Below are 26,422 nucleotides of genomic sequence, written 5' to 3' on the forward strand. Positions count from 1 at the left end.
AGGCTGTATGAAAAGGCAGAAATCCTTTGTTTTTTATAACCAAGGTTTATAAACTTTCATTCTCGAAATTCAATTAACTTTACAAATTTCCACTATTTTGGTAAAACAAACCTATGTTACAAAAACTAACATAAAGTAGAAGGGAGATGAATACAAAAAAGAGTGTCCTTAGTGCAGGCCTGACTTTTGCATTTGCCTTGCTTTTAGCTGCTTGCGGACAATCAGGTTCAGATACAAAAACTTACTCATCAACCTTTAGTGGAAATCCAACTGCATTTAACTACTTGTTAGACTACTACGCTGATAATACAGCCATCATTACCAACCTAGTTGATGGTTTGCTTGAAAATGACAATTACGGAAATCTAGTTCCGTCTTTAGCAGAGGACTGGTCTGTTTCAAGCGGCGGTCTGACTTATACTTACAAATTGAGAAAAGTGCCAAATGGTTCACGGCTGACGGTGAAGAGTACGCCCCAGTTAAGGCACAAGATTTTGTGACAGGTATCAAGTACGCAGTGGATAATAAATCACAGGCCATTGACTTGATTCAAAACTCGATTAAGGGCTTGAATGATTATATTACAGGAGCGAATTCTGACTTTTCTAAGGTTGGGGTGAAGGCCATTGACGACCAGACTGTTGAGTATACTTTGTCACGGCCAGAACCTTACTGGAACTCAAAAACAACCAACAGTATTCTTTTCCCAGTAAACGAAGAGTTTTTAAACTCAAAAGGGAAAGATTTTGGTACCCTATCTCCAGATAGTATTCTCTACAGCGGACCTTATTTGTTAAAAGATTTCACATCAAAATCATCGATCGAGTATGCGAAAAATCCGCATTACTATGATCATGACAAAGTATCAATTGAACATGTGAAATTGGCCTATTTTGATGGTTCAGACCAAGAATTGACCATCCGTAACTTTGAAAGTGGAGCTTATTCTATCGCTGGGGTTTATCCAAATAGTTCTAACTTGGCTAAGACCAAGGAGAAATATAAGGATAATATCGTCTATAGCTTGCAGGACAAGACTTCTTGGTATTTCAATTTCAACGTTAACCGTAAGGCCTACAATCACACTGCTAAAACGACAGATGAGCAGAAGAAGTCAACTGAGACAGCTGTTTTGAACAAGAACTTCCGCCAAGCGGTGAACTTTGCCTTGGACCGCACAGCCTATTCTGCTCAGTCAAATGGGGAAGAAGCAGCTAGCAAGACTCTTCGTAACACCCTAGTACCTCCTACATTTGTCCAAGTTGGAGACAAGACCTTTGGAGAAGTAGTCGCTTCTAAATTGGTCAACTACGGAACAGAATGGTCAGGTATTAACTTGGCAGATGCTCAGGATGCCTATTTCAACAAAGAAAAAGCCCAAGCAAAATTTGTGGAAGCTAAAAAAGAATTGGCAAGTCAAGGTGTGACTTTCCCTATTCACTTGGATGTGGCTGTTGATCAGACAAGTAAAAATGCTGTGACAGGCATGAACTCAGTTAAGCAGACCCTTGAGTCAGTTTTGGGTGCTGATAACATTGTCATTGATGTTCAGCAACTTTCAACAGATGATTTTAATAATGTAGCCTTCTTAGCACCGACAGCAGCTGATCGTGACTACGATTTGAACTTTGATGGTTGGGTGGGTGACTATCAGGATCCATCAACTTATCTCAATCCTTTCAATGCAGAGGATGGATTCTACCTTAAGATTTTTGGACTAGATGCCAAGGAAGATAAGGAAAAAATCACTAGTCTAGGTCTGGATACCTACACTAAGATGCTCAAAGATGCAGATAGTGAAAACAAAGATGTAGCCAAGCGTTATGAAAAATACGCTGAAGCACAGGCTTGGATGATTGACAATTCTCTCATTATGTCAGCTATGTCAAGTGGTGGCACAGCATCTGTAACCAAAGTGACGCCATTTACAAGAGGCTATTCATTGGTTGGTATCAAGGGTGATGGCAATAACTACAAGTACATGAAACTGCAAAAAGACACTGTGACGACCAAACAGTTTGAAGAAGCTAAAAGTAAATGGGAGCAAGAAAGCAAAAAAGCAATCGAAAAAGCCCAAAAAGAAGCAGAAAAACATGTTAAATAGTTAGAAATAGCCTTTTCAAGCAAAATCCTAAAGACAAACATCAGTTTTGGTGCTTGTCTTTTTAAATCACTCGGCTATCGAAAACTGAGAAATGATTTGTTTTGTGCTAAAATAGATTGAAACGAATACTCAATAAAAATCAAAGAGTAACTGGGAAGTCAGCTCAAAATACTGTTTTGAGGTTGCAGATGGACGCTGACGTGCTTTGAAGAGATTTTCGAAGAGTATAAAGATCCTCTCTTTTACTATAGTTAAGGAGATGTAAAGATAAGTGATAAGGAAGAGACTATGTACGACTATCTAATCGTTGGTGCTGGTTTGTCGGGAGCAATTTTTGCTTATGAGGCGACTAAGCGTGGAAAAAAAGTAAAAGTTATTGATAAACGTGACCACATTGGTGGAAATATCTACTGTGAGAATGTAGAAGGGGTTAATGTTCATAAATATGGTGCCCATATCTTTCATACTTCTAATAAAAAAGTTTGGGACTATGTCAATCAATTCGCTGAGTTTAACAATTATATCAACTCGCCTCTAGCTAATTACAAGGGTAGCCTTTATAATCTACCTTTCAATATGAATACTTTCTATGCTATGTGGGGTACAAAAACTCCTCAAGAAGTGAAAGATAAGATTGCTGATCAAACGGCTCATATGAAGGACGTTGAACCTAAAAACTTGGAAGAACAGGCTATCAAGTTGATTGGTCCAGATATTTATGAAAAATTGATTAGGATATACTGAAAAGCAATGGGGACGTTCTGCTACTGACCTTCCACCGTTTATTATTAAACGTCTACCAGTTCGTTTGACCTTTGATAATAATTATTTCAATGACCGTTACCAAGGAATTCCAATTGGTGGGTATAATGTCATTATCGAAAATATGCTCAAGGATGTGGAAGTAGAACTTGGTCTTGACTTTTTTGCCAATCGTCAAGAATTAGAAGCTTCTGCTGAAAAAGTTGTCTTTACAGGGATGATTGACCAATACTTTGATTATAAACATGGTGAGTTAGAATACCGTAGTCTTCGTTTTGAGCATGAAGTTTTTGATGAAGAAAACTATCAAGGAAATGCTGTAGTGAACTACACAGAGCGAGAAATTCCTTATACTCGCATTATTGAGCATAAACATTTTGAGTATGGTACACAAGCTAAAACGGTTATTACTCGAGAATACCCAGCTGATTGGAAACGTGGAGATGAGCCTTATTATCCAATCAATGATGAGAGAAACAATGCTATATTTTCCAAATATCAGGAAGAAGCGGCAACAAATGACAAGGTTATTTTCTGTGGTCGTTTAGCAGATTATAAATACTACGACATGCATGTGGTCATCGAACGGGCTTTGGAAGTGGTCGAGGAAGAGTTGGGACAATAATGCAAGGATTCCGTTATTTTAGAATCTTTGCTACTTAAGATTTTTATACTAAACTAAAATAAAAAAGTATTATATAATAGTAATATGAAATCAACTAAAGAAGAAATCCAAGCTATCAAAACACTTTTAAAAGACTCTAGTACAGCTAAATATCATAAACGCCTTCAAATCGTTCTATTTCGTCTGATGGGTAAATCTTATAAAGAGATTATAGAGCTTTTAGGCTGTAATCAAACAACGATTTGGCCAACTGTAAAAAAATATGAGGAGTTCGGACTCGATTCTCTCCTTCAAGAAACACGTGGTGGTCGTAACCATGCATATATGACAATTGAGGAAGAGAAAGCCTTTCTTGCCTGTCATTTGAAGGCTGCAGAGGCAGGAGAATTTGTTACAATTGATGCCTTATTTCAGGCTTATACAAAGGAGTTAGGTCCTTCCTACACATGTGATGTCTTTTATCAACTCTTGAAGCGCCATGGTTGGCGAAATATTAGGCCACGTCCAGAACATCCCAAGAAAGCAGACGTTCAAACCATTGTCGCGTCTAAAAATAAAATCTCAATTCAAGAAGACAAGAAAGCGCTTTAAAACCAGTAGGCATTTTCGTAAGGTTCGCTTGATGTACCAAGATGAGGCTGGTTTCGGTAGAATCAGTAAACTGGGATCTTGTTGGGCTCCAATGGGAGTAGGTCCACATGTCCATAGTCACTATATACGAGAATTTTGCTATTGTTATGGAGCTGTTGATGCCCATACAGGCGAATCATTTTTCTTAATCGCTGGTGGATGTCATACTGAGTGGATGAACGCCTTTTTAGAAGAGCTTTCACAAGCTTATCCAGATGATTATCTTTTACTCGTTATGGACAATGCCATATGGCATAAATCAAGTACCTTAAAGATTCCGACTAATATTGGCTTTACCTTTATTCCTCCATACACACCAGAGATGAACCCCATTGAACAAGTGTGGAAAGAGATTCGTAAACGTGGATTTAAGAATAAAGCCTTTCGAACTTTGGAAGATGTCATGAATCAACTTCAAGATGTTATACAAGGACTGGAGAAGGAGGTGATAACGTCCATCGTTAATCGGAGATGGACTAGAATGCTTTTTGAAAGTAGATGAGTATAACTGGTTGATGAGACTGTGAAAAGAGCATAAAGACCAGCTTGCAAGCTGGTCATACTCTTCGAAAATCTCTTCAAACCACGTCAGCTTCATCTACAACCTCAAAGCAGTGCTTTGAGCAACCTACGGCTAGCTTCCTAGTTTGCTCTTTGATTCTCATTGAGTATCAGTATAGGTTATAAGAATAAGTCTTGTAGGGTTTTGGCAACCCCATCTTGGTCGTTGGTAAGGGAAATTTGCTCATCTGCATGGGAGTAGCTCTGGATTGGCATTTTTCATGGCATAACCCTTCCCAGCAAAAGCGAGCATTTCGGTATCATTGTGTTCATCTCCAAAGGCAATCAAATCTTTTTTGTCACGATTCATTATCTTGAGCAAGTAGTCCAAAGCAAAGGCCTTGTTGACACCTTTTGGGGTACATTCAAGGATATTGAGCGGACCTCCCCAGGTATTGATAGAAAGTTGATGCTGGTAGAAGGCGTTCATTTCTTTTGCCAAGGCATATTTGTCACTGGCTCTGGTCTGCAAGAGGATACAGTTAGGGTCCTTGGTCACCAATTCAGGCTGGAATTGATCTTCAGGCTGGAAAGCTTCTACACCAAATAGTTTGGGATTGGCAATTTCTTCATTGGGATTTGTAATGTAGAATTTTTTACGATATTCTCCAGCGATAAAATCGGCTTGAATGTCCTCTGAACGTTGAACCATATCTAGCAGATATTTTTTGTCTACAGTCAAACACTTTTCAAAATCCCAAACTTGGTCTGGTAAATGAGTAAGGGATCCGTTGAAGTTAATCATAGGAGTGTCTAAGCCCAGTTCACGGTAAAAATCTTTTGACATACGGTAAGGGCGACCTGTCGTAATAATAACCTGATGGCCTTTTTCAGCAACTTTTTTGATGGTTTTTTTGGTAAAGTCAGAAATTTGACTGTCTGAGTTGAGCAGGGTTCCATCTAGGTCAACTGCAATAATTTTTTTCGTCATATGGACCTTTCTAGTGTGTTTTCAGATAAGATGTCTTCTATTATAACAGAAAGCAGGCAGAAAAGCAGATTCCAAACAAAAAATGAAATTGGATTAATTTCTTAAACAAATCAAACAAAGACATTGAAAAAGTGAATGATAAATGATATAATTCTATTATTGTTCGTAAAAATTAAAAGGAGATTGATAATGGACAAATTATTTAAACTAAAAGAGAACGGTACAGACGTTCGTACAGAGGTTCTCGCTGGTTTAACAACTTTCTTTGCAATGAGCTATATTCTCTTTGTAAACCCACAAATTCTTTCGCAAACAGGGATGCCTGCTCAGGGTGTCTTCCTAGCAACGATTATTGGTGCAGTAGCGGGTACCTTGATGATGGCTTTTTATGCTAACTTGCCATACGCTCAAGCGCCAGGTATGGGGCTGAATGCCTTCTTTACCTTTACAGTTGTATTTGGACTTGGTTATTCTTGGCAAGAAGCCCTAGCTATGGTCTTCATCTGTGGGATTATTTCATTGATTATTACCTTGACAAATGTTCGTAAAATGATCATTGAATCGATTCCAAATGCCCTTCGCTCAGCTATTTCAGCTGGTATCGGTGTCTTCCTTGCCTATGTAGGAATTAAGAATGCTGGACTTTTGAAATTCACGATTGATCCAGGCAACTATACTGTTGTAGGAGAAGGGGCTGACAAAGCTCAAGCAACGATTGCGGCAAACTCTTCAGCAGTTCCAGGATTGGTCAGCTTTAATAATCCAGCTGTTTTGGTGGCTCTTGCAGGACTTGCCATTACTATCTTCTTTGTCATCAAAGGGATTAAAGGGGGAATTATCCTCTCTATCTTGACAACAACTGTTCTTGCTATTGCAGTTGGTTTGGTAGATTTGTCAAGCATCGATTTTGCTAATAACCATGTTGGTGCAGCTTTTGAAGATTTGAAGACAATCTTTGGTGCAGCTCTTGGTTCAGAAGGTTTGGGAGCTTTGATTTCAGATACAGCTCGCTTGCCTGAAACTCTGATGGCCATTCTTGCCTTCTCATTGACAGATATTTTTGATACAATTGGTACCTTGATCGGTACAGGTGAAAAAGTTGGTATCGTAGCGACAAATGGTGAAAATCATCAATCAGCTAAGTTAGACAAGGCTCTTTACTCTGACTTGATTGGTACTTCAATTGGTGCCATCGCAGGTACTTCGAACGTAACGACTTATGTTGAGTCTGCTGCTGGTATTGGTGCAGGTGGACGTACTGGTTTGACAGCCTTGGTCGTGGCAATCTGTTTTGTGATCTCAAGCTTCTTTAGCCCACTTCTAGCGATTGTACCAACAGCCGCTACAGCTCCAATCTTGATTATCGTTGGGATTATGATGCTGGCTAGCTTGAAAAATATCCATTGGGATGATATGTCTGAAGCAGTTCCTGCCTTCTTCACATCTATCTTTATGGGATTCAGCTACTCTATCACTCAAGGGATTGCAGTTGGTTTCTTGACTTACACTTTGACTAAGCTTGTCAAAGGTCAAGCTAAAGATGTTCATGTCATGATTTGGATTTTGGATGCCTTGTTTATCCTGAACTACATCAGCATGGCCTTATAATAGGATAACCCAGGGGGATTTTCCCCCTTTTTGAATACAAAGGAGATAGGTGATGAAAGAGAAAAATATGTGGAAAGAATTATTGAATCGTGCAGGCTGGCTGTTAATCTTTTTGCTGGCGACAATTTTATATCAGATTCCTATAGGGGTTACTGCTATTTTAACCTTAAGAGAAGTACCGCTATTACAGTCAGGACTGATAGTTGCTGGTATTTCGATTGTGGTTCTGGTGCTATTTATTATTGGAGCTCGTAAAACGCAATTAGCAAGTTTTAATTTTTCATTTTTTAGAGCTAAGGATTTGGCACGATTGGGCTTGAGTTATTTAGTCATTATCTGTTCAAATATACTTGGTTCTATCTTGTTACAACTGTCAAATGAGACGACAACAAGTAACCAGTCTCAGATTAACGATATGGTTCAGAATAGTTCTCTGATTTCCAGTTTCTTCTTGTTGGCCTTGCTTGCTCCAATTTGTGAGGAAATCTTGTGCCGTGGGATTGTTCCTAAAAAGATTTTCCGAGGAAAAGAGAACTTGGGATTTGTAGTCGGTACGGTTGTGTTTGCTTTATTGCATCAACCGAGTAATTTACCTTCTTTATTGATTTATGGAGTTATGTCGATCGTTCTGTCTTGGACGGCTTACAAGACCCAACGTTTGGAAATGTCTATCTTACTTCACATGATTGTTAATGGGGTTGTTTTCTGTTTGTTGACTCTCGTGGTAATTTTGAGTCGGACATTAGGGATTTCTGTTTAATATTTTTGACAATTGCTTACTTGTTTCTACTGGGAAAAAGATGAATGCAATCGTGTCCATCTTTTTCTTTTTATGGTAAAATAGAGAAATAATATGGTGAAAAGCCTTGAGGGAGTGACTGATATGTCAAGTAAAGCCAATCATGCAAAGACAGCTATTTGCGGTATTATCAATGTAACCCCAGACTCCTTTTCGGATGGTGGTCAATTTTTTGCTCTTGAGCAGGCACTCCAGCAGGCTCGTAAATTGATAGCAGAAGGAGCTAGTATGCTAGATATCGGCGGAGAATCGACTCGGCTTGAAGTAGCTATGTTGAGATAGAAGAGGAAATCCAGCGTGTTGTTCCAGTGATTAAAGCTATTCGCAAGGAAAGTGATGTCCTCATCTCCATTGATACTTGGAAGAGTCAAGTAGCAGAAGCTGCTTTGGCTGCTGGTGCCAATCTAGTCAATGATATCACTGGTCTCATGGGTGATGAAAAAATGGCCCATGTGGTTGCAAAGGCTGGAGCGAAAGTAGTCATTATGTTTAATCCAGTCATGGCGCGACCTCAGCATCCTAGCTCGCTCATCTTCCCTCATTTTGGCTTTGGTCAAGCTTTTACAGAGGAAGAGTTAGCTGACTTTGAAACATTGCCAATCGAAGACTTGATGGAGGCTTTCTTTGACAGAGCACTAACGAGAGCAGAGGAAGCTGGTATTGCTCAAGAAAACATCCTGCTGGATCCAGGAATTGGCTTTGGTCTGACCAAGAAAGAAAATCTGCTTCTTTTACGGGATCTGGATAAACTACATCAGAAAGGCTATCCAATCTTTCTTGGAGTGTCGCGCAAGCGGTTTGTCATCAATATCCTTGAAGAAAATGGTTTTGAAGTCAATCCTGAGACAGAAATTGGTTTCCGTAATCGGGACACGGCTTCGGCTCATGTAACTAGTATCGCTGCGAGACAGGGTGTAGAAGTGGTGCGCGTGCATGACGTAGCTAATCACAGGATGGCAGTTGAAATTGCTTCCGCTATTCGTCTGGCTGATGAAGCGGAAAATTTAGATTTAAAACAATACAAATAAGATGAAAGAATTTGAAAACAATCAGTGGATTGCTAACTACCGGACGGATCAACCGCATTTTGGCTTGGAACGAATGGTGGAACTGTTAGCTTTGCGTGGCAATCCCCATCTCAAACTCAAGGTCATCCATATCGGAGGGACCAACGGCAAGGGTTCGACCATTGCTTTTTTGACAAATATGCTGAAAAAGCTAGGGCTGAGAGTTGGCGTGTTTAGCTCGCCCTATCTCATTCATTATACAGACCAGATTAGCATCAATGGGGGATCCATTCCAGAGGCTAGACTAGAAGCCCTCATGGCAGACTATCAGTCTTTGCTGGAGGGAGAAGCGGTCGCCAATTTGCAGGGGACAACCGAGTTTGAGATTATCACAGCCATAGCCTATGATTACTTTGCCTCGGAGCAAGTAGACGTGGCTATCATGGAAGTCGGCATGGGTGGACTTTTAGATAGTACCAATGTCTGTCAGCCCATTTTGACAGGAATCACGACTATTGGATTGGATCATGTGGCTCTACTTGGTGACACCTTGGAAGCCATAGCAGAGCAGAAAGCTGGTATTATCAAACAAGGTATTTCCTTGGTGACAGGTCGCATTTCTCCAGATGCTTTGGCTGTGATTGACCGCATTGCAGAAGGGAAAGATGCGCCGAGACTTGCCTACGGGGCAGATTATCAGGTCAGCCATCAAAAGAGTGTGGTGACAGGCGAAGTCTTTGACTATACAAGTGCTGTCAGACAAGGTCGCTTCCAGACAGGTTTACTTGGTTTGTACCAAATAGAGAATGCTGGGATGGCCATAGCTTTACTTGATACTTTTTGTCAAGAAGATGGTCGAGAACTAGCAAGCAATGACTTGCTTGCTCAAGCCTTGGAAGAAACAAGTTGGCCAGGGCGTTTGGAAATCGTGTCAAGAGATCCCTTGATGATCTTGGATGGGGCCCACAATCCCCATGCTATCAAGGCTTTATTAGCAACCTTGCAAGAACGCTTTGCGGATTATCATAAGGAAATCCTCTTTACTTGTATTAAAACCAAGGCCTTGGAGGATATGTTGGACTTGCTGGGGGCCATGCCAGATACCGAGCTTACTTTGACACATTTTGACGATAGTCGGGCGACTGATGAAAGCGTGCTGAAAGAGGCAGCTAAGTCTAGAAATCTCAGCTACCAAGGTTGGCAGGATTTTCTAGAGCAGAAATTGACAGATAAAAAAGAAGAGAAACAAACAGTTAGGATTGTCACAGGTTCCTTGTATTTCTTGAGCCAAGTGAGAGCCTATCTGATGGAGAGGAAGAATGAAAATGGATACACAAAAGATTGAAGCAGCTGTAAAAATGATTATCGAGGCTGTCGGAGAGGACGCTAACCGCGAGGGCTTACAGGAAACACCTGCTCGTGTCGCTCGTATGTACCAAGAGATTTTTTCAGGTCTTGGTCAAACAGCGGAGGAACATTTGTCAAAATCCTTTGAGATTATTGATGATAATATGGTGGTAGAAAAGGATATTTTTTTCCATACAATGTGTGAACACCACTTCTTGCCATTTTATGGTAGAGCGCACATTGCCTACATTCCAGATGGCCGTGTGGCAGGCTTGTCTAAGCTAGCCCGTACGGTTGAAGTTTATTCGAAAAAGCCACAAATTCAAGAACGTTTGAATATCGAAGTGGCCGATGCCTTGATGGACTATCTAGGAGCTAAGGGAGCCTTTGTTGTCATTGAGGCAGAACATATGTGTATGAGTATGCGTGGTGTCAGAAAACCAGGCACTGCAACCTTGACGACAGTAGCTCGTGGTCTATTTGAAACAGATAAGGACCTTAGAGATCAGGCTTATCGTTTAATGGGACTATAATACTCTTCGAAAATCAAATTCAAACCACGTCAGCTTCCATCTGCAACCTCAAAACAGTGTTTTGAGCAGCCTACGGCTAGCTTCTTAGTTTGCACTTTGATTTTCATTGAGTATAAAAAGAATCCGCTTTGGGCGGATTTTTCTAGAAAGGAATCATTATGGATCAACTGCAGATTAAGGATTTGGAAATTTTTGCCTATCATGGTCTTTTTCCCAGTGAGAAGGAATTGGGGCAGAAGTTTGTCGTTTCAGCTATCCTATCCTATGATATGACCAAGGCAGCGACAGATTTGGATTTAGCAGCCTCTGTCCATTACGGAGAATTGTGCCAGCAGTGGACGACTTGGTTTCAGGAAACGAGTGAGGATTTGATTGAAACGGTAGCCTATAAACTGGTAGAACGTACTTTTGAGACCTATCCTCTTGTCCAAGAAATCAAGTTGGAACTGAAAAAGCCTTGGGCGCCAGTGCATTTGCCACTAGATACATGCTCAGTAACCATCCATCGCCGTAAGCAACGAGCCTTGATCGCCCTAGGAAGCAACATGGGAGATAAGCAAGCAAACTTGAAACAAGCCATTGATAAACTGCGAAATCGAGGTATCCATATTCTCAAAGAATCCAGTGTCTTAGCGACGGAGCCTTGGGGTGGTGTGGAGCAGGATAGCTTTGCTAATCAGGTGGTTGAGGTAGAAACATGGTTGCCTGCCCCAGTCTTGTTAGAAACATTGTTGGCTATTGAGACAGAGATGGGACGGGTGCGAGAAGTGCATTGGGGACCTCGTTTGATTGATTTGGACTTGCTCTTTGTGGAGGACCAGGCCATTTATACAGATGAGCTTATCTTGCCCCATCCTTACATAGCAGAACGCCTTTTTGTTCTTGAGTCTCTACAAGAAATTGCGCCTCATTTTATCCATCCGACATTAAAGCAACCTATTCGCAACTTGTATAATGCTTGGAAACAATAGAAAAAACTCTAGTTTTCAGTCACTTGCAACTGAAGGCTAGAGTTTTTATACTCTTCGAAAATCTCTTCAAACCACGTCAGCTTCCATCTGCAACCTCAAAACAGTGTTTTGAGCTGACTTCGTCAGTTCTATCCACAACCTCAAAGCAGTGCTTTGAGCAACCTGCGGCTAGCTTCCTAGTTGGCTCTTTGATTTTCATTGAGTATTAAAATAGGTCATTTTCTTCTGGGAGGAGGATAGTCTCTCTACCGTCCATATCTAAAACCAGTACTTTCGGGGGATACAGAGGGTCGAAAGGATGGTTAAAGTCAAAATCAATGGCTGTAGGGAGGTGTTGGCTTGAAAAGTGGAAGGTAATTTTTCCATGGTTATTAAGCAATTGAAACTCAAGTTCTTCTTCCAATTCAAAGACATTTTTTAAGAAATGGTCGATGATATACCAAAAAGAGTCAATAACGTCATCAGGCAAACTGGTAACAATGCCAAAACTAGCAGACCGCATGTGGGCATTGGTAAAAGCCATATCTCTGCCCCCTTTCTTTTCCCTTATCATACAACAAATAGGATTAAAAATCAAGAAAAGGTAATTTTTTGAAAAGGATTTTAGCTACAGGGAAAAATAAGGAAAAAATCCCAAAAATCTCCCGAAGTTAATAGGTAAATTCCCAAATTAACTTGATTATATAACTTTCAGTTACTTTGAGAAGTTACCGAAAAATATTTTTCATATCTATTGACTTTTAGGGGTGAAATTTGGTATGATAGTAAGCGGTATTGTTTACCCCATTTGAAAGGCCCCAACCTTCCAAATACTTTTCGATGGGAAGGAACACCCATCACCGTAAACAAAAATCGAACTATATATAGGAGAAATCATGAACAAAACAACATTTATGGCTAAACCAGGCCAAGTTGAACGTAAATGGTACGTAGTTGACGCAACTGATGTACCACTTGGACGTCTTTCTGCAGTAGTTGCTAGCGTACTTCGCGGAAAAAACAAACCAACATTTACACCACACACTGATACAGGTGACTTTGTGATTGTTATCAATGCTGAAAAAGTTAAATTAACTGGTAAAAAAGCAACTGATAAAATCTACTACACTCACTCAAACCACCCAGGTGGATTGAAACAAATCTCTGCAGGTGAACTTCGTTCTAAAAATGCAGTACGTTTGATCGAGAAATCAGTTAAAGGTATGCTTCCACACAATACACTTGGACGCGCTCAAGGTATGAAGTTGAAAGTATTTGTTGGAGCTGAGCACACTCATGCTGCACAACAACCAGAAGTTCTTGACATTTCAGGACTTATCTAAGGAAAGGAACAAATAAAGTATGTCACAAGCACAATATGCAGGTACTGGACGCCGTAAAAACGCTGTTGCACGCGTTCGCCTTGTTCCAGGAACTGGTAAAATCACTGTTAACAAAAAAGATGTTGAAGAGTACATCCCACACGCTGACCTTCGTCTTGTCATCAACCAACCATTCGCAGTTACTTCAACTGTAGGTTCATACGACGTTTTCGTTAATGTTGTAGGTGGTGGATACGCTGGTCAATCAGGAGCTATCCGTCACGGTATCGCTCGTGCCCTTCTTCAAGTAGACCCAGACTTCCGCGATTCATTGAAACGTGCAGGACTTCTTACACGTGACTCACGTAAAGTTGAACGTAAGAAACCAGGTCTTAAGAAAGCTCGTAAAGCATCACAATTTAGTAAACGTTAATCAATACGATTATATCAACGTTTCAAAGCACCCAAAAGTTTACCTTATGGGTGTTTTTTTCGTCTTTTTTAAAAAAATTCACCTCAAAGTTCACCTTATTTTTACCTTATTGTTTTAGAGACTTTAAAGCAAATTCACCAACGGTCATAGGAACAACGTTAGAAGTATTGACATAAATTTGAGTTGTACCTGTATCGCTGTGTGTTAGTGCTTCAGAAATAGCTTCTAAGCTCATTCCTGCTTGTTTAGCCAGCGTTGCTCCTGTATGTCGCAGTTTATGTGGTGTAGCGTGTGCTAGTTCTTTATGTCGCTTTCTAATACTTTTCATTTTATTGTTCAGATAGTCAGCATGTAAAGGCTTGTTGATGTTTCCTTTTGTGTCGATATATGTAAAAACAAATTGTTCTGGATTACTGATGATGCCGAACTTTGCTAATTCATATCTTTGTTGTTCTTTCCAATTTTTGAGCAATTGGAGTAAGTCACCTGAAACAGAAAAGACAGTTTTCTTGTTGCTTTTTGTTGATTTTACTTCTCCATATCTATCTAATGCTTGGAGTAATTGAATTTGCGATTTATCAAAGTCAATATGTTTCCATTGTAGCGCATAGGATTCAGACTTTCTATCCCCTAAAAAGAATGTGAGATAGAATAGGACATAATCTTTGAGTGAAATCTTTTCGTCCTCTAAATCTTTTTGAAAGGCTAAGAACCAGTCTTGTAGTTGCTCGTGTGTCAGATATAAATCTTCCTCTCTCTTGGACTCATCAAGTTGAATCTTTTTAGTGGCTTTTATTCTTCTTAATATTTTGGCAACTTTATTAGCTTCTATATATTCAAGTTCTTCTGCCCAATCAAAAATAGAAATCACATAGCTACGTAAAGATTTAAAGTTCGCATATTCGTTAGCTTTTGCTGTCATAAGGTTTAAAATAACCTGCTTGTTTTGATTTAGAAACTGTATTGTATAATTTCCAAGAAGTGGCAATATATGTCTTTCGAAACAAGTTTTAGTATTAGAGATAGTTGACTTACTTGGTGGTTTAACAGTAGATGTTGTTTGTCCTGATTTGTAGGAATCCCACCAAATATTATGATAGAAGTCTGAGAAAAGGATTTCTCCTTTACCTAATCCAGTAAATTCATTATCTTCAATTTGATTTAACTTGGTAAGCAAGTCTATTTCTGCTTGTCTTGCCTCCTTTCTTGTTTTGAATCGTTTATCGTAATAGTTGTTGTTGACGATGCCAAGTGGCATTCGTGCATCTATTGGAATGTAGATTTTTAAACGATAAGTACCATTTTGTGTTTTAGTGATAGTCATGATATTCTCCTTGTGTATCGAACCAGAAAATATCATGACTATTATAAAACAAAAATCTTGATATTTCTAGTTATGTAAGTTTAGCCATTGATCGATAGCGTCTTTATGGAATCGAATCGTTTTACCGATTTTGATTTTGGGTAAGCCTTTTACAATCCAAGAATCCAGTGTATTATTTGATATACCTAAATAGTTACAAGCTTGTTGTTTGTTCAAATAGGGACTATCGATACCGCTCTTGTCTAATTGCTCTCTGATTTCTTTCTTTATAAGATTAGAGAGTAAAAGTTGAATTTGATGAATTTGTTCATCTGGTAAGATTACTTGCATAGCTTTTCCTCCGTTATACTTCTATTAAAGTAGAGTCTGATATGATGTCTCTAGTTTTATTAGGAGTATTCGTCAAGGGAGCTTTTGATGAAGTTATTTTGCTTTTATCTGTACTATACCTTCGTGAATCTAAATACTTGGCAAAAAAGTAAGTTTTATCTACGATAAGTCTTAATAAGGTCGGATTTTCTTCTCTCGCATACCTAACCAGATGATTAAATTCAGTGAAATTATTCTTGTCTATCACGTCAATAATAGTTGATAGAAAATCATCGTTGTTATGGTTTATGAGGAATTTATCCAATTCAAATCCGCATCCAATTTCTATATCTTTGATATCGTACGGACTTTTCTCAGGATTCTCCGCATGGACAAAGTAGTCATACATCCCTTTTGAGACATAATAGGTTCTACATGAGCAGGTCCCTTTAATTTATCCTTGATGAGTTCAGATACTTGAGAATAACTTTTGAGTGAATCGAAGAAAAAGGCGCCATGCTTATGAGCTTTTTTAAGTTCCCCTGTTCTTCTATTAACGTCTTTATCGTGCCAAGGGGATAAGATAAAGGGAATATGAAGGTCTTCAAGGATTTCTAAATAGTTTTCTGGGGCGCTCTCTCTGTAGAAAAGAAAAGCCCACTTGTTGGAACGTTGTTCTTTTGACATATACAACATACCTCGCTTTCAAATTGTATTTCTATCTATAAGGAGATTTAGAAGGGTTCTTTCGGAAGGTGGAAGACGCTTTTTTGATATTTCTGTGATTATTGATTATTGGACTAACGGGGTCGTAGTAACCCGTTAGTCCATATACCAAGCAGACGGGCGCTAGGTGGCGCTTACTTCGTGCGCCATAGCGCCCGTCCTATTATTTACGTCTTGTTCCGATAAAGTAGAAGTCCATGCCCTTTCTTTCAGGTCTTGAAAAATAATAGTCAGGATTGCGACTAGAAATTTCTTCACTGATGATTGTTTCCAAATCTTTTAGAATTCTAATGGCTTGTTGCGATTTGGGGACAGGAATAATCAATGTTGTGCTTTCCTCTCGTATATCTACAACCACTTTCTGAATCGCTTTATTGAACTGTTTGTTGATAGGGTTGTATCTCTTTGTGTTTCCTTGCTCGCTTGTGCTTACAGTTTCTGAGTACTCTCTTTGAATCAGAAATAGAAGAAGAGAAAGTCTGTGTAATGGACTTAAAGAGGTTTGATATTTTATCTTCTCTGTGGCGTATCTTAATTTCATAGCCAACTAATCCAAGGAATAAGAGAAGGGACAATAAAGAAATAGATGAGCTGATAAAGTGAAGCAAGCGCAGGAAATCAAACAGAGATGTGAAATAGATACTGTTTTCCAAGGGATTCATTCCAAGCCTCAATAAGATTGAAATAAACATAGATAGGATTCCCATTATAAAAAAGTAGTTGCTGGATGAATGGTTTTTTGAAAATTCGTTTTTCTCATAGTCTATAAAATTCCTTTCTTGGTGTAATAGGTGGGACAGAGGAGGGGGAAAACTTGATAAGGATGTTCGTTATCAATAATCTGTATAAGTCCTGTTCCTTTGCCTATCGGAATAACGATGCCCTCAGGGTCGAGGTCGGGAAACAAAAACTGTGTGGTCTTTTTATTAATGTTTCCAATCTGTATCAGAACATTCAATTGTTCCCGAACGGATACGGGGATAGTTGTATGGTCAAAGCGTTGACTGACTAGAAGTAAATGAACACGTGTAGCTCGTCCCAGTAGTGCGATTTGAGACAATAAAGAGAAGAAAGAATCTTTGATGGTTCTGTTGACTCCTTCTGACAAGGCTAGTACTTCATCAATAACAATGGTTAGATGTTTAAATTCATGACGTGGATTTTCAAACAAGATGGCTTGCCTTTTATGAATGATGGTCATACACTTGCTCAGGTTTTCATTAATTTCTGAAACAAAATCAGATTTAGAGCGGTTTTCATGGGGGTGAATAACGGGAGTTTGGTGTTCTCTTGCCCAGCGTGATGGTGTATCAAACTTAGGGTCAATAATAATTAGGTCAGAAATGTTTTTCAGGACACTAAGTAGATAAGTCAAAGCGTAACTTTTCCCACTACCGTAATTACCAGCAATAGCCAAAGAAGTTACCTTATCATAGTTAATGGCTAGATTTTTCATGATAGGAATATTATTACCCTTTAGAGACGAGGTAAATATCTCAAGGTCTGGAATGACCAAGCGCTCCGAAACTCCTTTTTTCCATGGAAAGAATAAGCCACGCTGAACATGAATATCCTCTGACTTTAAGGCGATAAAGTAAGCAGAGTTTTGTTTCAATAGCGTATATTGAGGATAGAGGGAGGCGTTTGCGATTAGAAAAATCTTCTGATACAAGTCATCATCAATGATAAAGCCACATGGTAGACGAGGGACAAAGATAAAGCCGTCTTCTCGGACAAGAATGTTAAAAGAGTTGGTGTAGGATGTTTCACCCTGTAATACAGAGCCCAAACCCATATTTAGGCTCTGTAACAGGTATTGTTCCAACTCTCTTTGTGTGAGAGTTGAAACCATTAGTTCACCTCTTTCAATCCGTCAGCTTTGAAGTAGACATTGTAGTTAACTTCGCATGCCATTAGACCTTCAAATGAAACCAGAGATAGGTAGTCTGGCAGTTCAGGTGCTTCTGTAAATTTCACTTGAAAAGGCGGAAGTCCTTTTTGTCCGAACCAAGCCTTATAAGCGACAATTTCCCCTGTTGGTTTGTTGTTTTCGTACTTTTGTTGGGGTTCGAGTTCGTCACTCAGTAAGTAGATAGGAGCGTTGAGGTCAACGTATTGTTGAGCGATATGGTTTGAGTAACCGCCTTTTCGGTGTTGTGGTTTGATTTTCATATGGATATACCTTTCTATATGAAGCTTAAAAACTAAGAAGAGACAAGCTCGGTTTGAGGTCATGAGCTGGACTTTTAAAACTACCTCCTAATTAATGGACAAAATTAAGGGTAGTTGAACCATTTTTGAGCAAAAAAGGCCTAATTTTTTTGTTCAATTATTCTGTGAGTCTTTCTTTTATATAAGACATTATTTTCGGTATCTTACGTTGGATTTTACGATAGTCCTCATTTAATCTTCTACCCATTTCTCTGAAAGAAAGTTTCTTGTAGTTTATATAGGTTTCCCCCTATACGTATATTCATATTCTTCAAATGAATGGCAAAGTAAGATAATGTCTCAAGTTCATCTAATTCAGATAGAACCTTTTTTAATCTTGGCAATTGAGCTAAGGTAAATTCTTCATCTTCTGTCTGAATGAGAAAGTCAAGAGGATTAGGGGAATCATCTATAAACAAGTCAAGTGGAGTTGTTTCGTTATTTGTTCTTCCATTGTTTATTTTGGAGTTTAGACTTATTTCTTTACGACGACATTGGCGAGCATAACTATTTTCATGTCTATCACTCTCATTTAGCCATTCAAGCCAGAAAGATTGCTCTTCTGGAGTTAGAGATTTAACGAGTTTTTCATTTAATTTCTTTTTAGAAATTTCTTCATATATATTATTCATGTTGGTTCCTTTCTGTCCTTAGGACGGAAAGAAACTTCAATGAGCCATACTGAATACCGATAGATGTGAAAAGGGCACACCAAATAAACGGATAAACAGATATATGCAGAACTCGACCGTTATCGTCTGAGTTTTCATATTCGTTTCAATCCGTCCATTTGATGGCCATCAATTAGGTAATATTATTATTCTGAAGAAAACGCTTGTGAAATTTGATATAATAGAATCAAATATACATTTGCCTTATCTTCAAACTTTATTATGAAGTAGATGGAGTTACTTGTAAATGTAGATAAAGTAGATAAAGTTACCAAATAAAGTAAGAGGAGTTAAAAAATGTCATCTAACGTTCCACGCCTAACAGGAGGGATACTCTTTGGGCTTATTCTTGAAGCTAGAAATACTAGAAGAAGAGTACGTAGTACAAGAGTACGTGGTGTTGTAACTGATAAAAGTGATGGTTTAAATGAAGATGATATGATGTTATCGTTCATCGAGAACTTTACAGGGGAATCCCTTTTAAAAGTTAAAGGGACATCATTTAAAAAGAATGTGTCTGAATATAAAAAATGTGTGATATCTGCTACATCATATTTGATCTTTGACGACCAAACTTTTATTGATTCTTTTGAAACCTCAGTTAAGCAAAATAAAAAAGACACACTTGAGAGTATGTCTGCTTTTATAAGTAATAAGTTTTCAGAGCAAAAATTGGAATGGTTTGCTTCTGCTATTATAGAAACAATCTGTAATGATGAAACAATTGATATTTCGGAACGATTTAAGATTTCTGTTAATAATACTGTATCTAAGTCAGAATTATTAAGTATTACAACAGTAGAAATTGAGCCATTCTTGTTAGATGTGATGAGATATATATTTGTAAATAAAATTGATAATACACTCGGTAAAGAAACATTTGAGGAATGGTATTCTCAAAATGGAGAAAATACGCCATGGAAATTCAGAAACTCAGAACTGGGAAAGTCTTTGCCTAATTTAGAAATAACTCGTTATAACCCAAGTGTGGAAGAGTTGAATGAACAAACTGCTGGAATAGTGGAACAAGAGCATGTTGAAGAATCAGATACTGAGAACGAAGAAGAGAAAAAATTTAATACTGAAGGTGAAGAATCTATGAAACAACAAGTATTGAATAATCCAAAAATCATAACTCAGTATGCTAACAAAATTTATAACATAGAACATGTAGAAAATTTAAATTAAGGAGAATACATTGACAAACTCACTAAAAAGGCAGGATAATTTGCCCTCAGAATTTCCCCAACAACCACTACAACAAAATGCGGACAGAATTTATAATATTGAGCAAGCAAACAGTGTAAATCATATCGTTAATGTTACACCTATACGGCAGATACTCTCTTCCAATGAATATTATAACCTATTTATAATTTACAATGAGAAGTATGAAGAGAACTCGTTTAGTTTAAACAATGATAGGGTTTTTCAATACACAAATTCAGCAATTAGTCAAAAGTTCAATCAATTCACTTTAGAAGATATTGATGAAATAATGAGTTTGCCAGCTTTATTCCTTCCAGAATATAGTGAGGCGAACCAAGAGATAAAAACTGGATTTTTTGGAAAATTAGTAGATATAGATAAAAGAGCTGGATATATAAAATTTGATTTTCAGAAAGAATGTGAAATTGATTTAAATCTGATCGAACTTCATCAATCAGAATTAAAAATAGAAGATTGGGAATTAAGTAGGACTCACTGGGCAATTAAAAGAGCCAATTTAAAGAACATTTTAAAAGGCTTTGGTAATGGCAACGAAACAGAGTAAAGAAGTAAAAATTCAACGTGAAGTTGAAGAGTGGCAACGTCTTACGGCATGGAGTTTGTGACACAAAATGAAAGTGTCAATCCAAAGATTGACAAAGCCTTATCAAAAGCTAGAACGAACTTATAAGATGTCAATAATGCGGTAGGACGTTATGAAGAGGTCGTCAATCTCGTCAAATTTGGTAAAGACGAAATGAAATTAGATGGATTATTTATTGAGGTAATAGCGATACCTGCATTTAACATCATAGAAGCGTGTGTGTGGCGGAATAAGTGAAAACTATAGTCTGGTAGTCCTAAAGCAGATAGACGCTTTTTAAGAGTTGCTCTTTCATTTCTATCGCACATATAATTCCCGTATATGGTTGGGAATATGAGTGAAGATTTTCTGTTTCGTTCGCTTTTTTGTCTAATCTATCGATTTTAAAAATTTATAATAAAGAATTACTGAAATCAAAATCTTTTTGTCCCAGTCTCTTATGTTGTTTAATAGAGTTGCTATTGCATCAATTATATCTGTTTTTTGTGGTTCTGGTATTTGTTCAAGTTGAGTGATAATATAGCGAATTGAATTTCGAGAGTTTTTACTCAGTTAATTTTATTTTTAGCCCATGTTAAAAATAAAATTAACGTGTGTTAAAAATAAAATTAACATTGGTTAATTTTTCTTGACTTAAAATTTAAAAATGATATACTATGTTTATGGAGAGATGACAATTTATAAAATGTACTACTCTATTCTACTAGATAATGATTGAATAAAACTTTTTATAACAACGGCTAGCAAAGTTATAATTTTATATCTATTAGAAAATAAATATGTAAGGAAATTTAAATGAAAAAAACTACAATATTATCATTAACTACAGCTGCGGTTATTTTAGCAGCATATGTCCCTAATGAACCAATCCTAGCAGATACTCCTAGTTCGGAAGTAATCAAAGAGACTAAAGTTGGAAGTATTATTCAACAAAATAATATCAAATATAAGGTTCTAACTGTAGAAGGTAACATAGGAACTGTTCAAGTGGGTAATGGAGTTACTCCTGTAGAGTTTGAAGCTGGTCAAGATGGAAAACCATTCACGATTCCTACAAAAATCACAGTAGGTGATAAAGTATTTACCGTTACTGAAGTAGCTAGTCAAGCTTTTAGTTATTATCCAGATGAAACAGGTAGAATTGTCTACTATCCTAGCTCTATTACTATCCCATCAAGCATAAAAAAAATACAAAAAAAAGGCTTCCATGGAAGTAAAGCTAAAACTATTATTTTTGACAAAGGCAGTCAGCTGGAGAAAATTGAAGATAGAGCTTTTGATTTTTCTGAATTAGAAGAGATTGAATTGCCTGCATCTCTAGAATATATTGGAACAAGTGCATTTTCTTTTAGTCAAAAATTGAAAAAGCTAACCTTTTCCTCAAGTTCAAAATTAGAATTAATATCACATGAGGCTTTTGCTAATTTATCAAATTTAGAGAAACTAACATTACCAAAATCGGTTAAAACATTAGGAAGTAATCTATTTAGACTCACTACTAGCTTAAAACATGTTGATGTTGAAGAAGGAAATGAATCGTTTGCCTCAGTTGATGGTGTTTTGTTTTCAAAAGATAAAACTCAATTAATTTATTATCCAAGTCAAAAAAATGACGAAAGTTATAAAACGCCTAAGGAGACAAAAGAACTTGCATCATATTCGTTTAATAAAAATTCTTACTTGAAAAAACTCGAATTGAATGAAGGTTTAGAAAAAATCGGTACTTTTGCATTTGCGGATGCGATTAAACTTGAAGAAATTAGCTTACCAAATAGTTTAGAAACTATTGAACGTTTAGCCTTTTACGGTAATTTAGAATTAAAAGAACTTATATTACCAGATAATGTTAAAAATTTTGGTAAACACGTTATGAACGGTTTACCAAAATTAAAAAGTTTAACAATTGGTAATAATATCAACTCATTGCCGTCCTTCTTCCTAAGTGGCGTCTTAGATTCATTAAAGGAAATTCATATTAAGAATAAAAGTACAGAGTTTTCTGTGAAAAAAGATACATTTGCAATTCCTGAAACTGTTAAGTTCTATGTAACATCAGAACATATAAAAGATGTTCTTAAATCAAATTTATCTACTAGTAATGATATCATTGTTGAAAAAGTAGATAATATAAAACAAGAAACTGATGTAGCTAAACCTAAAGAAGGAACAGGTAAAACTGAAACTGACGTAGCTAAACCTAAAGAAGGGACAGGTAAAACTGAAACTGACGTAGCTAAACCTAAAGAAGGAACAGGTAAAACTGAAACTGACGTAGCTAAACCTAAAGAAGGGACAGGTAAAACTGAAACTGATGTAGCTAAACCTAAAGAAGGAACAGGTAAAACTGAAACTGATGTAGCTAAACCTAAAGAAGGAACAGGTAAAACTGAAACTGATGTAGCTAAACCTAAAAAGAATTCTAATCAGGGAGTAGTTGGTTGGGTTAAAGACAAAGGCTTATGGTATTATTTAAACGAATCAGGTTCAATGGCTACTGGTTGGGTTAAAGATAAAGGCTTATGGTATTACTTAAACGAATCAGGTTCAATGGCTACTGGTTGGGTTAAAGATAAAGGCTTATGGTATTACTTAAACGAATCAGGTTCAATGGCTACTGGTTGGGTTAAAGATAAAGGCTTATGGTATTACTTAAACGAATCAGGTTCAATGGCTACTGGTTGGGTTAAAGACAAAGGCTTATGGTATTACTTAAACCAATCAGGTTCAATGGCTACTGGTTGGATTAAAGATAAAGGCTTATGGTATTACTTAAACGAATCAGGTTCAATGGCTACTGGTTGGGTTAAAGACAAAGGATCATGGTATTATCTTGATACTGCTGGAGCTATGAAGACAGGTTGGTTTACAGTTTCTGGTAAATGGTACTATACCTATAATTCAGGAGATTTATTAGTAAACACCACTACACCCGATGGCTATCGAGTCAATGCTAACGGTGAGTGGGTAGGATAGGTATCCATTAGCTAAATCTAATCATTCTGAACTAAAAAATCTTCTTACATATGTAGGAAGATTTTTTGGATTCTCAAAACTAGTTTAAAAGACTACGCTATTTAAACCAATTTTGAGAATGGATATATAAGGATATTCAGAAATCTAGTTGGTCAACTTTTGTATTTTGAATATACCTTAGATGGTGACGATGTCTTGGTATATCTGATACTCACTTACATATTCTAACTTATTTTAACTAAGATAAAACTGTAGTGGTGAATTTGCTACAAATAGTGTAGAGGCGTTATTTGAAAAATATACAAAAAAGGAACTCCAATTTACATTTGAGTTCCTCTTACTTTTAATTGTCCGAATCAATATTCTTATTTCAAAAAAAGGTAGTGATTCGGCTGATTTTTATTGCAATGTAGTGAAATTTGAAATTTCAAGAATCGCTTTAAATCAAGGTTTCTACCGTATATTGACGTGTAGTGAATCCCTATTTCACTTCTGTAAAACTAAATAAGGTAAACTTTTGATATTCTGGTTCGATTTTAGCTTATTTTTAATGAAAATTTACCTTATTTTGATGAAATTGATTGAAATTATACTCAATTGTTTTCAAAAAGCAACCTTGTCCATTGTCTGCTGACAGTGGACTTTAAAACGCTTTTTTCCAGTCCTTGAATAACTTCTTGAAGCTTATCAATGACGGCTTCCAATGTTTGGAAAGCCTTGTTTTTAAAACCTCGTTTTCGAATTTCTTTCCAGACTTGTTCAATAGGGTTCATTTCTGGTGTATAAGGTGGGATAAAAGCCAACTCAATATTACTTGGAATCTCTAAGGTACTTGATTTATGCCATATAGCATTATCCATGACAAGTAAAATATAGTCATCTGGATAAGCTTGTGAGACTTGCCGTAGAAATTCATTGGTCCACTCAGTATTGCATCCTCCAGCAATGAGGAAAAAGGAATCTCCTGTCTGAGCATCTACTGCCCCATAACAATAGCGATATTCTCGCATATAATGACTAGGAATGCTAGGTCGGATTCCTTGAGGAGCCCAACAAGAACTCATCTTACTGATTCTTCCGAAACCAGCTTCATCTTGGTACATCAAACGTACTTTGTTATAAGTCCCCTCTTCTTTAAAGCGCTTACTCAAGGTCTCGAATGTAGATTTTATTTTTAGACGTCTCAATTGTCTGAGCGTCTGCCTTCTTGGGATGCTCAGGTCGAGGAGTGACCGTTCGCCAACCATGTCGTTTCAGGAGATAATAGAAACCATCACGTGTGGAAGTGCGACCAATCTCTTTTTGATAGGCTTCAAATAACTGATTGACAGTTACAAATTCCCCAGCCTGAGCAGCTTCTATATGACGTTTTAGAAATGCTTGTTCTTCTTCGTAAGTCATATATTCTCTATGAGTCCACCACGGGTCTCCTGAAGAAGCGCTTCTAAACCAAACTCCTTATATTTTTTCAAATTCCTCCAAACAGTTGTTTTATTGCAATCTAGCAAATCCATGATTTCCTTATAACTCTTTTCTTTTGAGCGAAAATAAATAATCTGTAGACGTTTGTGATATTTGGCGTACGATGAATCTCTTAGGAGTTGTTCAATTTTTTGTGTTTCTTCGTTTGTAAGTTTCATAACTACTATTATAAGATGTTTTTTGATTTTAGTCCAGTATTAGTTGAAATTTTATTTTTAGAGACTCCATGAAAACGTTGATTTTAAAGCACTTTGAAATTAGATGAAATAAGTGGTGCCCCAACCAGGTCTTAAGAAAGCTCGTAAAGCATCACAATTTAGTAAACGTTAATTCGAAAGAATTACTATACTTATACAGAGCACCTTTCGGGGTGTTCTTTTTTTATACTTTCTTACTAAATTGGTGCAATTGACACAGTTGTTGCGACTTTATACTCTTCGAAAATCTTTTCAAACCACGTCAGCTCTATCTGCAACCTCAAAACAGTGTTTTGAGCAACCTGCGGCTAGCTTCCTAGTTTGCTCTTTGATTTTCATTGAGTAGTAGTCTCTCATGTTTGTTTAGCGTCTAAAAGAGACATTTGAGAAGATTGAAAACAGTTCTCTCTTTTCTCCTAGTATAATGATTGGTAGGAAGGGAGAGAAAAGATGAAAACAATGAGAATCTTATTTTTGTTAGCTTTAATTCAAATCAGTTTGAGTAGCTGTTTTCTATGGAAGGAATGCATCTTGTCCTTTAAACAAAGTACAGCTTTTTTCATCGGAAGTATGGTCTTCGTTTCAGGAATCTGTGCTGGAGTAAATTATCTTTATACCCGTAAGCAAGAAGTCCATAGTGTCCTAGCCAGTAAGAAGTCAGTGAAGCTTTTTTACAGTATGTTACTCTTAATTAATTTATTAGGAGCTGTCCTTGTCTTGTCAGATAACTTGTTCATTAAAAATACGCTGCAGCAAATTAGTTGACTTTTTATTGCCATCCTTTTTCTTTCTATTTGGGCTAGATTTGCTGATTTTTTTACCCTTGAAAAAATACATGCGCGATTTTCTTGCTATGCTAGACAGAAAAAAGACAGTGTTGGTGACTATTTTAGCAACACTTCTCTTTTTAAGAAATCCAATGACCATTGTCTCTCTTCTGATGTATATTGGACTGGGTTTGTTTTTTGCAGCCTATCTTGTCCCAAATTCGGTCAAGAAGGAAGTTTCCTTTTATGGTCATATTTTCCGAGATCTTGTATTGGTCATTGCTACGCTCATTTTCTTTTAGAGAAAGCTTGTTTTTATGGATGTTATGATGGTAAT

General features: G+C 37.3%; 20 protein-coding genes and 7 pseudogenes. 15 read left to right on the plus strand and 12 right to left on the minus strand.

From position 1 onward, the window contains the following. Positions 1-146: 146 nt before the first annotated feature. The 3 genes and pseudogenes from QMQ21_RS13155 (at position 147) to QMQ21_RS13165 (ending at position 4,623) form a co-directional block, all read left to right on the plus strand. Positions 147-2,104 (plus strand): annotated as a pseudogene (locus QMQ21_RS13155) (peptide ABC transporter substrate-binding protein). Between the two features lie 288 nt (positions 2,105-2,392). Then, positions 2,393-3,491 (plus strand): annotated as a pseudogene (gene glf / locus QMQ21_RS13160) (UDP-galactopyranose mutase). 84 nt (positions 3,492-3,575) lie between these two features. Continuing rightward, a protein-coding gene (locus tag QMQ21_RS13165) for an IS630 family transposase (protein ID WP_100127898.1) occupies positions 3,576-4,623 on the plus strand; the annotation gives its coding sequence in 2 pieces (ribosomal slippage) (positions 3,576-4,072 and positions 4,071-4,623; 1,050 coding nt in all). A 179-nt stretch (positions 4,624-4,802) separates the two neighbouring features. On the opposite strand, the pseudogene QMQ21_RS13170 reads toward QMQ21_RS13165, so the two are convergent. Continuing rightward, positions 4,803-5,613 (minus strand): annotated as a pseudogene (locus tag QMQ21_RS13170) (Cof-type HAD-IIB family hydrolase). Positions 5,614-5,802: 189 nt separating this feature from the next. On the opposite strand from QMQ21_RS13170, the gene QMQ21_RS13175 reads away from it, so the two are divergent. The 6 genes and pseudogenes from QMQ21_RS13175 (at position 5,803) to folB (ending at position 11,878) form a co-directional block, all read left to right on the plus strand. Continuing rightward, entirely contained in the window at positions 5,803-7,221 is a 1,419-nt protein-coding gene (locus QMQ21_RS13175; protein WP_000359272.1) for an NCS2 family permease, read from the plus strand. A 52-nt stretch (positions 7,222-7,273) separates the two neighbouring features. Then, positions 7,274-7,981 carry a CPBP family intramembrane glutamic endopeptidase gene (locus QMQ21_RS13180; protein WP_000660471.1) on the plus strand — a complete coding sequence of 236 codons (708 nt, stop codon included), beginning with the start codon at positions 7,274-7,276 and terminating at the stop codon, positions 7,979-7,981. Between the two features lie 93 nt (positions 7,982-8,074). Continuing rightward, positions 8,075-9,048: pseudogene (gene folP / locus QMQ21_RS13185) on the plus strand (dihydropteroate synthase). A gap of 1 nt (position 9,049) precedes the next feature. Next, positions 9,050-10,372 (plus strand): bifunctional folylpolyglutamate synthase/dihydrofolate synthase, encoded by a 1,323-nt coding sequence (locus tag QMQ21_RS13190; protein ID WP_000657461.1) that lies wholly within the window; start codon positions 9,050-9,052, stop codon positions 10,370-10,372. After that, positions 10,353-10,907, plus strand: coding sequence for a GTP cyclohydrolase I FolE (folE, locus tag QMQ21_RS13195; protein ID WP_000380916.1), 555 nt, complete (start codon positions 10,353-10,355; stop codon positions 10,905-10,907). The genes QMQ21_RS13190 and folE overlap by 20 nt, the downstream gene beginning before the upstream one ends. Before the next feature lie 158 nt (positions 10,908-11,065). Further along, positions 11,066-11,878, plus strand: a complete 813-nt coding sequence (folB, locus tag QMQ21_RS13200) for a dihydroneopterin aldolase (RefSeq protein WP_261814597.1) — start codon at positions 11,066-11,068, stop codon at positions 11,876-11,878. 76 nt (positions 11,879-11,954) lie between these two features. Here the strand turns inward: folB and QMQ21_RS13205 are convergent, their stop codons facing one another. After that, positions 11,955-12,077, minus strand: coding sequence for a hypothetical protein (locus QMQ21_RS13205; RefSeq protein WP_258953693.1), 123 nt, complete (start codon positions 12,075-12,077; stop codon positions 11,955-11,957). Positions 12,078-12,083: 6 nt separating this feature from the next. Continuing rightward, positions 12,084-12,401, minus strand: coding sequence for a DUF960 domain-containing protein (locus tag QMQ21_RS13210; protein WP_031233617.1), 318 nt, complete (start codon positions 12,399-12,401; stop codon positions 12,084-12,086). Between the two features lie 352 nt (positions 12,402-12,753). Here QMQ21_RS13210 and rplM point away from each other — a divergent pair, with 352 nt between their 5' ends. Next, complete coding sequence (gene rplM, locus QMQ21_RS13215) at positions 12,754-13,200, plus strand: 50S ribosomal protein L13 (protein ID WP_001044624.1); 447 nt, start codon at positions 12,754-12,756, stop codon at positions 13,198-13,200. A 19-nt stretch (positions 13,201-13,219) separates the two neighbouring features. Continuing rightward, entirely contained in the window at positions 13,220-13,612 is a 393-nt protein-coding gene (rpsI, locus tag QMQ21_RS13220) for a 30S ribosomal protein S9 (protein WP_000075973.1), read from the plus strand. Between the two features lie 106 nt (positions 13,613-13,718). Here the strand turns inward: rpsI and QMQ21_RS13225 are convergent, their stop codons facing one another. From QMQ21_RS13225 to QMQ21_RS13255, 7 genes and pseudogenes are all read right to left on the minus strand, one after another. After that, a complete protein-coding gene (locus tag QMQ21_RS13225; protein WP_000156559.1) occupies positions 13,719-14,936 on the minus strand; it encodes a site-specific integrase in 1,218 nt (405 codons plus the stop codon). Between the two features lie 66 nt (positions 14,937-15,002). Next, positions 15,003-15,266, minus strand: a complete 264-nt coding sequence (locus QMQ21_RS13230; protein WP_001196067.1) for a helix-turn-helix domain-containing protein — start codon at positions 15,264-15,266, stop codon at positions 15,003-15,005. A gap of 13 nt (positions 15,267-15,279) precedes the next feature. Then, positions 15,280-15,932: pseudogene (locus QMQ21_RS19595) on the minus strand (replication protein). Between the two features lie 202 nt (positions 15,933-16,134). Then, positions 16,135-16,512: a hypothetical protein gene (locus QMQ21_RS13240; RefSeq protein ID WP_261814599.1), complete on the minus strand. Its 378-nt coding sequence runs from the start codon at positions 16,510-16,512 to the stop codon at positions 16,135-16,137. A 222-nt stretch (positions 16,513-16,734) separates the two neighbouring features. Then, positions 16,735-17,823, minus strand: coding sequence for a cell division protein FtsK (locus QMQ21_RS13245; protein ID WP_261814600.1), 1,089 nt, complete (start codon positions 17,821-17,823; stop codon positions 16,735-16,737). Next, the gene (locus tag QMQ21_RS13250; RefSeq protein WP_025170852.1) at positions 17,823-18,137 is read right to left on the minus strand and encodes a hypothetical protein; all 315 of its coding nucleotides are present in this window, start codon (positions 18,135-18,137) and stop codon (positions 17,823-17,825) included. Before QMQ21_RS13250 ends, QMQ21_RS13245 begins: the two co-directional genes overlap by 1 nt. Before the next feature lie 245 nt (positions 18,138-18,382). Continuing rightward, entirely contained in the window at positions 18,383-18,814 is a 432-nt protein-coding gene (locus tag QMQ21_RS13255; protein WP_261814601.1) for a hypothetical protein, read from the minus strand. Positions 18,815-19,150: 336 nt separating this feature from the next. Between QMQ21_RS13255 and QMQ21_RS13260 the strand changes: the two genes are divergently transcribed. Both QMQ21_RS13260 and QMQ21_RS13265 read left to right on the plus strand, forming a co-directional pair. Then, the gene (locus tag QMQ21_RS13260; RefSeq protein WP_000097855.1) at positions 19,151-20,041 is read left to right on the plus strand and encodes a hypothetical protein; all 891 of its coding nucleotides are present in this window, start codon (positions 19,151-19,153) and stop codon (positions 20,039-20,041) included. 10 nt (positions 20,042-20,051) lie between these two features. Next, positions 20,052-20,627: a hypothetical protein gene (locus tag QMQ21_RS13265; protein ID WP_000185168.1), complete on the plus strand. Its 576-nt coding sequence runs from the start codon at positions 20,052-20,054 to the stop codon at positions 20,625-20,627. Between the two features lie 149 nt (positions 20,628-20,776). Here QMQ21_RS13265 and QMQ21_RS13270 read toward each other — a convergent pair whose 3' ends face one another. Continuing rightward, positions 20,777-21,040, minus strand: a complete 264-nt coding sequence (locus QMQ21_RS13270) for a tyrosine-type recombinase/integrase (protein WP_371642489.1) — start codon at positions 21,038-21,040, stop codon at positions 20,777-20,779. 421 nt (positions 21,041-21,461) lie between these two features. Between QMQ21_RS13270 and QMQ21_RS13275 the strand changes: the two genes are divergently transcribed. Beyond that, the gene (locus QMQ21_RS13275) at positions 21,462-23,639 is read left to right on the plus strand and encodes a leucine-rich repeat protein (protein WP_261814602.1); all 2,178 of its coding nucleotides are present in this window, start codon (positions 21,462-21,464) and stop codon (positions 23,637-23,639) included. A 593-nt stretch (positions 23,640-24,232) separates the two neighbouring features. Here QMQ21_RS13275 and QMQ21_RS13280 read toward each other — a convergent pair. Then, a pseudogene (locus QMQ21_RS13280) lies at positions 24,233-25,279 on the minus strand (IS630 family transposase). A gap of 489 nt (positions 25,280-25,768) precedes the next feature. Here QMQ21_RS13280 and QMQ21_RS13285 point away from each other — a divergent pair. Then, positions 25,769-26,387 (plus strand): annotated as a pseudogene (locus tag QMQ21_RS13285) (hypothetical protein). Positions 26,388-26,422 lie beyond the last annotated feature (35 nt).

The organism is Streptococcus bouchesdurhonensis (assembly GCF_948472335.1).

Coding starts and splice junctions, on each gene's coding strand:
- QMQ21_RS13175 (WP_000359272.1), top strand. CDS start 5,803: ATGGACAAATTATTTAAACTAAAAGAGAACGGTACAGACGTTCGTACA.
- QMQ21_RS13180 (WP_000660471.1), top strand. CDS start 7,274: ATGAAAGAGAAAAATATGTGGAAAGAATTATTGAATCGTGCAGGCTGG.
- QMQ21_RS13190 (WP_000657461.1), top strand. CDS start 9,050: ATGAAAGAATTTGAAAACAATCAGTGGATTGCTAACTACCGGACGGAT.
- folE (WP_000380916.1), top strand. CDS start 10,353: ATGGATACACAAAAGATTGAAGCAGCTGTAAAAATGATTATCGAGGCT.
- folB (WP_261814597.1), top strand. CDS start 11,066: ATGGATCAACTGCAGATTAAGGATTTGGAAATTTTTGCCTATCATGGT.
- QMQ21_RS13205 (WP_258953693.1), bottom strand. CDS start 12,077: ATGAAAATCAAAGAGCCAACTAGGAAGCTAGCCGCAGGTTGCTCAAAG.
- QMQ21_RS13210 (WP_031233617.1), bottom strand. CDS start 12,401: ATGGCTTTTACCAATGCCCACATGCGGTCTGCTAGTTTTGGCATTGTT.
- rplM (WP_001044624.1), top strand. CDS start 12,754: ATGAACAAAACAACATTTATGGCTAAACCAGGCCAAGTTGAACGTAAA.
- rpsI (WP_000075973.1), top strand. CDS start 13,220: ATGTCACAAGCACAATATGCAGGTACTGGACGCCGTAAAAACGCTGTT.
- QMQ21_RS13225 (WP_000156559.1), bottom strand. CDS start 14,936: ATGACTATCACTAAAACACAAAATGGTACTTATCGTTTAAAAATCTAC.
- QMQ21_RS13230 (WP_001196067.1), bottom strand. CDS start 15,266: ATGCAAGTAATCTTACCAGATGAACAAATTCATCAAATTCAACTTTTA.
- QMQ21_RS13240 (WP_261814599.1), bottom strand. CDS start 16,512: ATGAAATTAAGATACGCCACAGAGAAGATAAAATATCAAACCTCTTTA.
- QMQ21_RS13245 (WP_261814600.1), bottom strand. CDS start 17,823: ATGGTTTCAACTCTCACACAAAGAGAGTTGGAACAATACCTGTTACAG.
- QMQ21_RS13255 (WP_261814601.1), bottom strand. CDS start 18,814: ATGAATAATATATATGAAGAAATTTCTAAAAAGAAATTAAATGAAAAA.
- QMQ21_RS13260 (WP_000097855.1), top strand. CDS start 19,151: ATGTCATCTAACGTTCCACGCCTAACAGGAGGGATACTCTTTGGGCTT.
- QMQ21_RS13275 (WP_261814602.1), top strand. CDS start 21,462: ATGAAAAAAACTACAATATTATCATTAACTACAGCTGCGGTTATTTTA.